The organism is uncultured Lutibacter sp. (assembly GCF_937891065.1).
Classification (GTDB): Bacteria; Bacteroidota; Bacteroidia; order Flavobacteriales; family Flavobacteriaceae; genus Lutibacter.
In genome coordinates this window covers 1-11950 of sequence record NZ_CALAEQ010000065.1, presented here as the reverse complement: position 1 = coordinate 11950, position 11950 = coordinate 1, and the positions used below count along the sequence as shown (strand labels likewise).

Below are 11950 nucleotides of genomic sequence, written 5' to 3'. Positions count from 1 at the left end.
AAGATAGTTTTTATACTTTTCGTTAATTTGATTGATTCTAGTTTTAAAAGCTGTACCTACTTGCTCTAAAGCTTTTAACTGCGTATCATTAATTAAACCTTGTGTTTCTCTTCCATTCATATAAGTATCAAACTCTTCCATTAATTTTGCCATTTTTGCACTATTAGATACAAATTGCACCATTAATTTACCTGCTTTTAAGCCATCCATTAAGGTTTGATCTTCATCTTTTTTACTTAAAACATCTTTACCTTCAATAGCTAATTGTTCAATATTATCTGAAAATTCATTCATTGCTTTTTCAGAAGATTTTATAACTTCAACCAGTTCTGTATCCCCACTAATTTCAGCAGTTATTGGAATACTTAGAGGAGGTAAAAAGTTGGCGTTTCGTTTATTCTCACCAGAGCAAGCAATAAATAAGCTAGTAATTAGTGTGATTGTTAAAATTCTTATTGTAAAGTTTTTCATAATTTTTATGTCTTAATATTAAATATTATTCATTTTCTAATGGTCTAAATTCAATTTTCAATGTTGCTTGTCCCGTTAAAAATATTTCTAAGGCTTCACCATTTTTAAATTTTTCTATTTCATCGTTCTTAAAATGGTATCGTTTAAAGGATAAAGGATGTCCATTTAGAGAATTTCCTCTCATAGCGTTCCAAACTTTATCTTCTCTAGTACCTACCTCTACTTGCATCCAAAGGTCTTTACCAGCATCATACGCTCCATTAAGGTCAAAGCCTATATCTAGGTATATGGGACCGTTGTTATCTTGCGAAATGTTGCAAGTGTTCAATGCATCTTCTTCAAGGTCAACCATGAATTTAATCATACCTTTAGTTTTATCATGTACCAAAGATCTCACTGAAATTACTTCAGGTGTTGCTGTTTCACTTTCGGGCCAAGCGTATAAGGTTTGTTTTCCAATACCTGGAACTACTGTTGTGTAAGGTATTTTTAAAGGTTCTCCATCAGTTCCAGTTGGATTGTCATAATCTCCACTATTTCTAAAAGCCATCATGTCAAATAATTGAGGAGATTCACCTTCTTCAGGAAACTTAATAGTTGCGTTTCTCCAAACAAGTTCTGCTTTTGCAAAACCATAAGCGGTGTATGTTGCGTAAATATCGTATTTAGAATTTTGCTTCACCTCAATTTCTCTTAATCTTAACGCTGGATCTTTTGTTAATCCTGCCATTGTATCTGGTGCTCCTTTTGTTACAACATAATACACTCCATTTGGCACTTCAGTAAACTCAAATTTTCCTTCTCCGTCAGTTTTTTTTTCTTTTTCAGGTATTTCAGAAGCTTCACAAACAGGTTTTAGCGTTACTTTTTGATTTTTTACTGGTTTTTTGGTTTCTTCATGCACTAAAGTTCCGCTTATTTTACCTACAAAAGTTTTAAGTTCATATTCTAATTCTACAGGATTTCCAAAAGGATCATACACAATATACTCTTCTAACACTTGAAAAGTTCCATCTGGCCATAAATATTGAACTTGATAATCACCTAAAAATAATCTTTTATCAAAATTAAACTCCCCTGCTTCTACTTCTGCATATCTTTTAAATCTTGAATGTCCGGGACCTAAACGATACATACCAACTTTACCACAAGCTTTATAGTTATCATCTCTATTTATTTTTCCTTTTAAGTCTTGGGGCTTTATTTTATGATAATAATAAATTGAATTGGCATTAAAATAGAATGATACGGCTTCTTTTATGCCTGTTTTACCATTTGTTAAAGTCCCCTGTTTTACCGTTTTTTTTGAAAGATTAAGTCCCCATACTTCTGAAGTTATTTCAGCCGGCCATTGTGGATTTGCTCCATTTTTAATATCATTAAATGTTACATTATGGTAAGGGTCATAACCACAGTGTCCTGCCCAAGATTTTTTATCTGGAGATGACACTCTTTTAATAGGTGTATTTAAATTATACTTAAACTGTCTGCGCCCTAAGTTAGTTAGTTCTGAGTTTAAATAGTCTTCAAAATATTTTATAACACCTTCAACTTGTATTTCTTTACCTTCTTGATTTTTAACAATTACTTTAAGACCTCCGCTCCAAGCAACTAAATGTTTATCTGTTGGACTTCTAAACATCTCATTAAAAAATGCTGTTGGTATATCAACATCTATAGATCTCATATCAGCTCTATTCTGAGCGAATGTTATGCTTACAAAAAAAAGTACAATTAAGTAACTATACTTTTTTATAAATTTAGTCTCTTGCATACGGTTTTAATTTTAGTGTATTGGTTCTACTTGCTTTTAATAGTAAAAAACTTAAATTATTTTTGGGGAATAAATTTGATTTTGTAGTTACTCTCCATTCAAAATCAAATTCTTCCGTTTCTGCTTTTCTATAGTGTGGATTGTCAATGTTTACCAAAGAATTATTTTTAATTTTTAGTAAATTGCTAAAATCCATCACACTGCTATTTGTATGATTATAAACAACATATTTTATTAATAATTGATCATATTTATCAATAGCTAAAACTTGCATTTTCCCTAAATTAAGCTTGCTAGTAACAAAAAATAAAATGTCATTTTTCTTAATTTTAATTCCTTCTATATTCTCGGCTTGTTGAAATAAATCTTGACGAGCATCTATCAATTCATTTATTTTATTGTAACCAAAAGATTGGTAAAGCTTTTCTCTTTTCAACCAAATTGGATTAAAAAGAGTGTCACTTACTTTTGAAATTGTATCTATTTCAATTGCATTTTTTGCTCTTTCAATAGTGTTTCTAGGGCCGTTTGAACCTCTTGTAGAAAAACTTTCATCTTTTAAAACCAACCCTTTCCAAGCATAAATATCATGATAGTTATCTATTCTATAATAGCTAGCTTTTTTACCTAATACTTCTTTTTCTTCTGAAGCTTCAGCCCCCATATATAGAGTTTCAATCCAAGAGTCTTTTATTTGGTAATACTGAAAATTTTGTTTGCATTTTATACGTAAATGATAAGGATCATCGCTCACTTTATTTTCTTCAAAATTGTAATAATAACGATGTTCATCAATCCATAAACGTTCTGCAATTTTTACTTTTTCAGGAAGCAATTTCCCTCCAAATTTTGATACTTGATAAATTTCTTCAAAAGCGATGTCACCAAATTCATCCCAATAATAGATAACTTGTTCTGCAACATAAGGAATTTGTTCACTAAAACCAGTTTCCACTCCATTGATTGATGAAAACCTAGAATGTGTAGAATATTTTAGTTTTTCATACACTATTTTACCCGATTTTACTTTATACGGTTTAAAATCTTGCGCTTGAATTGAAACTGCTATTGCTAAAAAACAATATTGAATAATCTTTTTCATTACTTCTGTTTTTAAAGGGACGACGGCTTTTGCATTATAAATTTTTTAATTTTTCATGCATCTCTATAAATACTTTTTGTATTTCTAAATCAGTTGCGTTTGGGTTTACGGCTTTAATTTGATCTCTAAAATTGATATATGAAAGACTGTTTAAAAAATTATTTTCTTTATCAAAATTAGCAACATTAGTTAGTTGATTTTCTTCAGAATATTTAAAATAAAAATCAATTAATTTAAATGCAACTTCTTTTGAAATAGGCTTGCTAGATTCAGTTTCTTTAATACCAAGATTTAATAATAGTTTGTTTAACTCTTTTTGTGTTGGAACTTTATTATTGTCCTTATATTTCAATAAAAATTCAATTATTTCTGGGCTTCTATCAATCATTTTATCACCAATATATTGATGTTTTTCAGATATTTTTTTTGATTTTAATAAACTATCTGGTGTTGATTGTGTAAAAGAATTATGTATAGCAAATAGCATAGTTACTATAAATAATAGTCCTATTTTTTTCATAATTAAATTTTTTACTGTGTTAACTTTTCAGGTTAAAAGGATTAATTTCCAATTCCCATTTTAGCCATTTTTTGAATCATATCGTAGGTTTGACGTAGTTCTTCATCACTCATTTCTTTCATTTCTGGATCGTTTTTAGTTGCCATTGCTTTCCATTCTTCAAAAGATAAATTTTTAATTTTATCCAAACCCTCATTCATCTCATCCAATTCAGTATTAAACTCTTCATTATCCATAAAACCTTCTGTTTTTTGAATAGGGAAATCTGGTAATTTAAAATTTGCATCAGGAACTGAAACATCAAATTTTGCACTTGTAGCTTCCGTTACTGTTTTAACTCCTAAAACGGTCATTTCCATTTTTAACATTACACCTTTATAAATCCACTGTTTTCCATTCATTATTTCCCATACCTCACAATTATATCCTTGATATGTTTCGTCTCCAATTTTTTTACCTCCCATAAATTCAAGCATACTTTTACCTGCTTCATCTGCATCAGTATTGCTTTGTTTCATTAAATTCATTGCCATATCACTTCCTGCAGTAATTGTTTTATTGTCAAAATCTACAGAATAACTTTCCCCGTTATCTAATTTATTCATTGAGTGTTTTGAGGTACTGTTTGTTTTTTCTTTTCCAAAAAATTTAATATGGGTTGTTTGCGTAGATTCTTCTTCCTTTAATTCTGTAGCTCCCCAATTTTTAAAATATAGTTTTTCTGTTCCGTTTCCTGTAATAGTTCCTCCCATTATTTTTCCTGAAATGGTAGTTTTATAGGCTACATTACCTGATTTTACACTGTAACGTTTTAATTGATTTTGGCTGTTTCCGTTGCAGCTAACTAGTGCTACAACTAAGGAAAGTAAAATGCTTATTTTTTTCATCGTATTATTTTATAATTTATTATTATTTATTGTTTTACAAGCTTTTTGAATTTCGCTTTCTGGCATTTGAATTTTTAGAATATTAATTGCTTTTCTGTAATCCGCACAACTTTTTGGGTTTTGAAGCGTCTCTATTGCCCATAGTTGTAATTGAGCTTCGGTCATTTCTTCATCTTCTGAAGTAATTGAGACTTCTTTACCATCATTTTTATGCAGTTCATTGTAGGCCGTTTTAATCTCCTTTTTCCCTGTTCCCGGACTTATTTTTAAAATATAGGCTTCAAATTCTGAATAAGACATTTGCGTAAACATCGCTTTTTGTTGATCTAAGAATTTTTGAGCTTCTTTAACTTCTTCCGTTTTTTCAAGCGTTTCATTTAAACTTTCATCTTCATTTTTTTCTACTGATTTATCTTGTTCAAGCGCTTTATCGCCTTTGATGTAGGCATTTACTATTTGATAAGCATCTGCCTTGTCTTTTTTAGAAATACTTCCTTCTGATAAAGCATCTGCGGCTTTGTTAAACTTTGCTTTTTTTAAAGATTCTGGGCTGCCATCTTCGTAAGACTCATAGAATTCCATAAGTTTGGATACCTTGAAATTTATGGAATCTCTAGCTTCCTTATTTTCTTTTGGGGTAGTATTCACTTGTGCAAAAGTGAAAGATGTTACCAATACTAAAATGATTAAAAATCTATTTTTCATTTTACCGTTATTTAATTTCTTGTAATTCGAATATATAATAGTGCCCAAAACTCTCGTCTGGATTATCTTTTATAACTTTTGCTATAATTCCAGGCTTGTCATTAATCATCCATACTTTTAAAACTTCATCAAAACTACCTGCTGCTTCAATAACTGTGCAGTTAAAAGTCCCGGCAGTAACCGTAATTTCTTCTTCCCCAACAACTCTAAAAATATCTTCGTCTAACGGGAAAAGTTTGTTGTATTCATCATAATTATTTGTTGGCATTGCTGTGTCTTCTGGAAAATTATAGCTGTCATAACCTTTAAATATATTATCAATACTTAAAATTCCTTCTTCAACATTAGCAACTACGTTCGCCGTAAGTGTTTTAGTTTCAAAACTGCTTGTTCCATTTAAGAGTGTTGAGTAGTTATACACTAATTGTTTAACATTCGCTAAATCAATCATCATTTTATAAGAATCATTCCAAGGTAATTTTTGTTCATCATCATAATATTTATAATCACCATCTTCCTTATAAAAATCTTCATTTGAAAAGGTTAATCTTTCAATTTTTATATTGCTTTCTGCTTTTTTAACTCCTTTAAAAACAGTTCCATTATTATTTAATTCTATAGTTTCTTCATCAACTTTAGCTATATTATTTTTCCCTCTAAAGACATTTTCTGAACTAAAACCTATTATAATCAACGATTTTTCCTGTTCATCAAAAATCCAAGTTCCCTTAAAAGTACCTGTCATTCCTTCTTCTTTCTGAATTATGGTGTATTCATCTGGTTCTGTAAAAGTGAAAAAAGTGTTTGCTCCTGCATATGGTAGGTCTTTAAATTCCCACATGCCTAGAAGTCCAGAATTTTTATTGCTTGCCATTACTTTAGCCATATCCATTTTAGTATAGAACATTTTTACACCGTCTTTGCTAAGTATTAATTCGTTATCATTAAGGTTTAAAATTTCTGCTACACCATTAAAATCTTTGTCAAAATCAGATTTCATTACTACAGCGTTCTTACTTTTATTGTATTCCCAGGTTCCAACTTCTATTCCCATGATTACAAATGTGCCATCTTCATTAAAATTGGTATTTTGATAAGGATTTTGAATTTCAGTACCAACTTCGGTTTTTGTTAGTAGCCAACTTCCTGCCAATTTTGATTTTTGGGCATTTATACTTCCTATAAAAGCAATAAGAGCGATACCTAATACGGTTAATTTTTTCATTATTTATTTTTTAAAATTTTACAAACTCAACTCTACGGTTATTTGCTTTTCCCTCAGGAGTACCATTTTCTCCAATAGGTTTACTTTCTCCAAAACCGGTAGATTTTAATCGATTACTAGCAATTCCCAAACTAATTAATTTATCCATTACCGCTTTTCCTCTGGCTTGAGATAATGTCATATTTGAAGCATCATCTCCATCACTATCGGTGTGTCCTTCTACGCTAAAATTGACTGTAGGATTGTCTACCATGAGTTTATAGATTTCGTTAATAGGTCCCATACTTTCAGGTTTTAACGTAGCCTTGTTTACATCGAATTTTATTCCGTTAACTATAATTTTTCCTTCGGAAAGTACACGATCGTAATATTTTACGCCACCTTTTGCGATGCGAATGTTTTTGATGTATATCTGGTCACTATCTGCTTCAATAGTAATTCCAGAAGGATTAATTTCTAAATGGGGAACATTTATTAAACGTGTATCGTTAAAATAGGCTTTGAATTTCCCTTTGGTATAAGCCATAGAGATGTGTTTCCACGATCCTACAGTCTCATTTGACCATCCTATATTTTCTGTTCCTGGATAAGACTTATCTGAATCCATAAACTCTAAACCGTGAGGCATTACACACAAATCTTCGGTTCTTTGACTATTGTTTTTTTTGTCACATAAAAAAATCCATAATCTGTTTCTAGTTGTAGATCCTTTTGGAAACCACACATCTAATTCTAAAGTAAAAACTTCGGGTAAATAATCTTCATTAGAATTTTTTAAGTAAGGTATAATGTAAGATTGGTTGCTAATAAACATAATTACATTTTCGCCATCAACATTCCCAATTTCAGCATTTCCTTTGTATAAATCCCAACGGCTTGGGAATTCACCATTTTCTTCATCTGAACTTGGACCGTCTTCAAAAAGTACCGTATCTCCAGGTACATAATCGAACTTATTCCAAACTACATTTGGTGTATTTGTTTGTGGTGTGTTGCCATCGGTATTTTGGTTGTTAGGATTGTTGGAGTTGTTTGCATCTTTTTCATTTTTGTTGCTATTTCCCTCATTCTCTTCTTTTTTTTCTTTGTCTTTTCCATCTAAAACATCTTCGGCTTTATCAAACTCTTTATCAATTTTTTTATTGACCCGTTTTTCGGCTCTTTTATCTGCTTCTTGTTCAATTTTCTTTTCAGCTTTCTCTTTTAATTTTTTAAAAAATTGCGCTTCTGACTGTTGCGGATTTAAAAAGAATAAACTAAAAGCCAGCATTATTTTAAAAATAGCGTTGGTTTTAAAATTAAATGTTTGTTTTTTCATGATTTTTAAATTTATAATTTTAGCATTATTGTGGTTCTAATTATGATGCTAAATTACTTTCAAAATCAAAAAAACACTTCATATAAAAGTGTGATATATCTAACCCTTTTAGGTGATTTTGTATTGAAAAGGTGTTGTTATTATGAACATTTACAATAGTTTTAGTAATTGTAAAATTATTTTAACGGTGAAGTTTATAAAAAAGGTTTTAGCATAGGACAAAATATTGAATGATGTCTTCTAAAGCATTGCTGAAAAACAAAATGTATTTTGCTTTGAAGATAAAGAGTGAAGCTTATTTAAAGGTTTTTTTATTACAAACGTGTTAAAAAAGAGGTCTCGACTGCGCTCGACATGACATTTTATACGTATGTTTTTTACAATAAAGAGTAGTTGATTCCTAAAATGAATTAATAGTTTATGCTCTAATTTTTTTTATGGCCTGAATTCTATTTTTAACATCTAATTTAGAATAGATGTTTTTTATATGTGTTTTCACAGTATTATTTGAAACAAACATTTCTTCTGAAATTTCATCATTACTAAGTCCGGCAGCAATATATTGTAACACCTCAATTTCGCGTTTTGAAAGTCCAAAATCAGTGAAATTTTCAGTTTCACTATTTATATTGTTTTTTGCTTTTTCTTTTAAATCGTTAATTTGATGAATATAGTTTTGTAATTCTGAATTTTTGTTTTCAATTTCTAAATCTGAATTTCTTCTGTAAAGTCTCAATAAATAGAGTAAACCTATAATACCAACTAAACTTAAAGAAGAAATTATAATTAAACGGTTGAAATTTGTTTTCGCTTTATTTTCACTTACTTCGTTTTCTATTGCTAATTTTTGTATTTGCGCGTCTTTTTTTGCAGTTTCGTATTCAACTTGAGTGCTTATAATACTTTTTTGTGACGCTTCATTTACAATACTATCTTGAAATGCTGTAGCCATTTTATGAGAACTTAAAGCATTTTTATAATCTTTTGTAAGTGTATAGTAATCAACTAAGGCATTGTATCCTAAAGAAATATTTTCTTTAGATTTTATCATTTTCGCACTATTTAAACCAACTATAATATTCTCTTTAGCTTCTGCGTAATCACCTATATTTAGTTGATTTTGCCCAACATTAATTAGTGTATTACTTAAATATCTTATATTGTTTTCTTTTGTAAACAAAGGAATTGCTTCCTTATAATACTCAGTTGACTTTTTATAATCTCCTTTTTTCTGAAAAAGCAACCCTAATAAATTGTATCTGATAGCCTCACTCGCTTTATGCTTATATTCTTTTGTTAAAATTAGCGCTTTATTAATGTAATAATATGCTGAATCATATGATTTTTTATATAAATAAACCTCTCCAATATTTGACAAACTATATTCTTGACCTTCTATGTTTTTACTTTTTAAATCAAATGCATAAACTCTTTTAAAATAGTGTAATGCTTTGTCGTATTCTTTAGTGTCAATAAAAACATTTCCAATACCATTTAAAGCTATTATAATGCTTTTATTGTGTTTTATTTTTTCTGATAAATCTAATGCCTTAAAATAAAAATCAAAAGCTTCTTTTTCTAAATTTAGTTTTCTATAACTTACACCTAAATTATTTAAACACTTGATAGTTAACAAAGTATCTATACCTTTGGTAAGATAACTTAAAGCTCTTTTATGGTTTGCAACTGAACTTTCATAATCGTAATTATACCGTGCCACTAAACCTTTTCTATTGTAACTTTCTCCTAATCCTTTTATATAAAATATTTTTTCAGAAGTTGAAATAGCATCATCTATAATGGCTTCATTTTTTATTTTAGCGCTGGTTGCATTTTTGTATAATGAAATTAATTCATCAACCTTTTCAATAGTATTTGGTTTTACTTTTAATTCAGCATAAACACTATCAATTTGTTTTTTGGTAAGTTTTTGACTAAAAGAAGTAGTTTGAATAAAAATTAAAACAACAAGTGTAACTGTAAATTTTAGGGTTTTAAACATCGCTTAAGAGTCTCTTTTATAGGTAACTTTTAGGTAAAAATACAAAAACCTAATTATTAGTTTGCAATTTTTGTGTCATTAAATTGTAATATTATTACTTCTTGTAATTTTCAGCTACTTTTTCAAGCTCGGCATACCAATCTTTTCCAAATTTTCTTACTAAAGCTTCTTTTACAAATTTATAAACTGGCACTTGTAATTCTTTTCCTAAAGAACAAGCATCATCACAAATTGGCCATTGATGATAATTAACAGCTGTAAACTCACTATATTCCATTAATCGAACTGGATATAAATGACAAGAAATTGGCTTCTTCCACTTTATTACACCTTGGTTATAGGCTTCTTCAATAGCGCATTTTGCAATATTTTTATCATCAAAAATAACAAAGGCACAATCTTTTTCATCAATTAAAGTAGTTTCATATTCACCTTCAATGGTAATAAAAAGTCCTTGATCTTCAATTGCTGCAATTCCTTCGGGTCTTAAAAAAGGTTTTACTTTTGGGTAAATATCCAATAATATTTGAAGTTCGTGTTCTTCTAATGGAGCTCCGGCTTCTCCATCTATACAACATTTTCCTTTACACGCTGATAAATTACAGACAAATTCCTTCTCTATAATATTTTCTGAAACTATGGTTTTTCCTAATTGAAACATCTTGCAAAAATAAACTAATTTTTTACATACTTTTACTTAAATTTATGTGATGTTTTTATACTTTTGCCAACCTTTCTAAAAAGTAAAATAATGGTATTCAATTTAAAAGAAATTTTCACTGCAACTATGGTGTTGTTTGCAGTAATAGATATTATTGGTAATGTTCCAATAATAATTGATTTACGAGCTAAATTTGGTCATATTCAATCTGAAAAAGCTTCAATAATTGCTGGTTTAATTATGATTTCTTTTTTATTCTTAGGAAAAAGTATTTTAAATTTAATTGGGATTGATGTAAATTCTTTTGCTGTAGCTGGTGCTTTTATCTTATTTTTTCTTGCACTAGAAATGATTTTAGGTATTTCTCTTTACAAAGAAGAGGAAACAAGTGCAAAAACTATTTCTGTATTCCCATTGGCTTTTCCATTAATAGCCGGTCCTGGTAGTTTAACTACAATCTTATCATTAAGAGCTGAGTACGAAACAGTTAACATTGTAATTGCGATAGTAATTAATATAATTTTTATGTATATTGTTTTAAAAACATCGGTAAAAATTGAAAAATTAATTGGTAAAAATGGTATTAATATTTTAAGAAAAATATTTGGTGTTATACTGTTAGCAATAGCCGTAAAACTGTTTGCAACAAACATTCAAGGTTTAATTAATTAAATAATAAATTATGAATTCTTTTGATGTGTTAATTATTGGTGGTAGTGCAGCTGGTTTATCGTGCGCTTTAATTTTGGGATCTGCTGTGAATAAGCCTTTTGCAAAAGATAAAAAGATTGGTATTATAACTCATCAAAAAAGTTCAGCATTAAAAAGTGCCGAACTAAATAATGTTTTAGGTTTTAAAAAAGGGACTACAGGTGATGAAATTCTTGCAAGTGGTTTATCACAACTTTCTGAAGTTTATCCAGAAGTTATTCAAATTGAAAAAGAAAAAGTAACTAGAATTGAAGGAGTATCATCTAATTTTACTGTTTTTACAAATAAAAATAACTACAAAGCAAAAATGGTTTTAGTTGCTGTTGGTCCTTCAAACCTTTTTAATATTGAAGGGTTGACACAATATGTAACACCTCATCATAATTTACCACCTCAAAAAGAGCGTATTATGCTTAAAAATGTAAATCATTTGGTTTTTGAAGGTGTTTTTGTTGCAGGTGTTTTAGCTGGTCATATTAGTCAGTATGCCATAGCCGCAGGAAGTGGTGCACAAGTGGCAACTGATATTTTAAAAATATGGAATAATGGTACTATTACTATGATTCTTGATGCC

12 protein-coding genes are annotated in these 11950 nt (G+C 29.3%); 2 read left to right on the top strand and 10 right to left on the bottom strand.

The window, feature by feature from the left end; genetic code table 11:
- The 10 genes from Q0352_RS04085 to Q0352_RS04040 all read right to left on the bottom strand — a co-directional run.
- Window positions 1–471: hypothetical protein (locus Q0352_RS04085; RefSeq protein WP_299524058.1), on the bottom strand; the 471-nt coding region annotated here is incomplete at its 3' end.
- A 25-nt stretch (window positions 472–496) separates the two neighbouring features.
- Window positions 497–2245 carry a hypothetical protein gene (locus tag Q0352_RS04080; RefSeq protein ID WP_299524055.1) on the bottom strand — a complete coding sequence of 583 codons (1749 nt, stop codon included), beginning with the start codon at window positions 2243–2245 and terminating at the stop codon, window positions 497–499.
- Window positions 2232–3347: a hypothetical protein gene (locus tag Q0352_RS04075; protein WP_299524052.1), complete on the bottom strand. Its 1116-nt coding sequence runs from the start codon at window positions 3345–3347 to the stop codon at window positions 2232–2234. The genes Q0352_RS04080 and Q0352_RS04075 overlap by 14 nt, the downstream gene beginning before the upstream one ends.
- A 34-nt stretch (window positions 3348–3381) precedes the next feature.
- Window positions 3382–3867: a hypothetical protein gene (locus tag Q0352_RS04070; RefSeq protein ID WP_299524049.1), complete on the bottom strand. Its 486-nt coding sequence runs from the start codon at window positions 3865–3867 to the stop codon at window positions 3382–3384.
- A 41-nt stretch (window positions 3868–3908) separates the two neighbouring features.
- Window positions 3909–4754: a hypothetical protein gene (locus Q0352_RS04065; RefSeq protein ID WP_299524046.1), complete on the bottom strand. Its 846-nt coding sequence runs from the start codon at window positions 4752–4754 to the stop codon at window positions 3909–3911.
- 9 nt (window positions 4755–4763) lie between these two features.
- A complete protein-coding gene (locus Q0352_RS04060) occupies window positions 4764–5459 on the bottom strand; it encodes a hypothetical protein (protein ID WP_299524043.1) in 696 nt (231 codons plus the stop codon).
- 7 nt (window positions 5460–5466) lie between these two features.
- A complete protein-coding gene (locus Q0352_RS04055) occupies window positions 5467–6684 on the bottom strand; it encodes a hypothetical protein (protein ID WP_299524041.1) in 1218 nt (405 codons plus the stop codon).
- Window positions 6685–6694: 10 nt separating this feature from the next.
- Window positions 6695–8002: an OmpA family protein gene (locus Q0352_RS04050; RefSeq protein WP_299524039.1), complete on the bottom strand. Its 1308-nt coding sequence runs from the start codon at window positions 8000–8002 to the stop codon at window positions 6695–6697.
- 418 nt (window positions 8003–8420) lie between these two features.
- Entirely contained in the window at window positions 8421–10004 is a 1584-nt protein-coding gene (locus Q0352_RS04045) for a tetratricopeptide repeat protein (protein WP_299524037.1), read from the bottom strand.
- A 94-nt stretch (window positions 10005–10098) separates the two neighbouring features.
- Window positions 10099–10665 carry a DUF3109 family protein gene (locus Q0352_RS04040; protein ID WP_299524034.1) on the bottom strand — a complete coding sequence of 189 codons (567 nt, stop codon included), beginning with the start codon at window positions 10663–10665 and terminating at the stop codon, window positions 10099–10101.
- Window positions 10666–10755: 90 nt separating this feature from the next.
- Between Q0352_RS04040 and Q0352_RS04035 the strand changes: the two genes are divergently transcribed.
- Together Q0352_RS04035 and Q0352_RS04030 are read left to right on the top strand one after the other, a co-directional pair.
- Entirely contained in the window at window positions 10756–11337 is a 582-nt protein-coding gene (locus tag Q0352_RS04035; RefSeq protein WP_299524031.1) for a MarC family protein, read from the top strand.
- A 10-nt stretch (window positions 11338–11347) separates the two neighbouring features.
- A partial coding sequence (locus Q0352_RS04030; RefSeq protein WP_299524028.1) for an FAD-dependent oxidoreductase occupies window positions 11348–11950 on the top strand: 603 nt, incomplete at its 3' end.

Coding starts and splice junctions, on each gene's coding strand:
- Q0352_RS04080 (WP_299524055.1), bottom strand. CDS start 2,245: ATGCAAGAGACTAAATTTATAAAAAAGTATAGTTACTTAATTGTACTT.
- Q0352_RS04050 (WP_299524039.1), bottom strand. CDS start 8,002: ATGAAAAAACAAACATTTAATTTTAAAACCAACGCTATTTTTAAAATA.
- Q0352_RS04045 (WP_299524037.1), bottom strand. CDS start 10,004: ATGTTTAAAACCCTAAAATTTACAGTTACACTTGTTGTTTTAATTTTT.
- Q0352_RS04060 (WP_299524043.1), bottom strand. CDS start 5,459: ATGAAAAATAGATTTTTAATCATTTTAGTATTGGTAACATCTTTCACT.
- Q0352_RS04075 (WP_299524052.1), bottom strand. CDS start 3,347: ATGAAAAAGATTATTCAATATTGTTTTTTAGCAATAGCAGTTTCAATT.
- Q0352_RS04055 (WP_299524041.1), bottom strand. CDS start 6,684: ATGAAAAAATTAACCGTATTAGGTATCGCTCTTATTGCTTTTATAGGA.
- Q0352_RS04065 (WP_299524046.1), bottom strand. CDS start 4,754: ATGAAAAAAATAAGCATTTTACTTTCCTTAGTTGTAGCACTAGTTAGC.
- Q0352_RS04035 (WP_299524031.1), top strand. CDS start 10,756: ATGGTATTCAATTTAAAAGAAATTTTCACTGCAACTATGGTGTTGTTT.
- Q0352_RS04070 (WP_299524049.1), bottom strand. CDS start 3,867: ATGAAAAAAATAGGACTATTATTTATAGTAACTATGCTATTTGCTATA.
- Q0352_RS04040 (WP_299524034.1), bottom strand. CDS start 10,665: ATGTTTCAATTAGGAAAAACCATAGTTTCAGAAAATATTATAGAGAAG.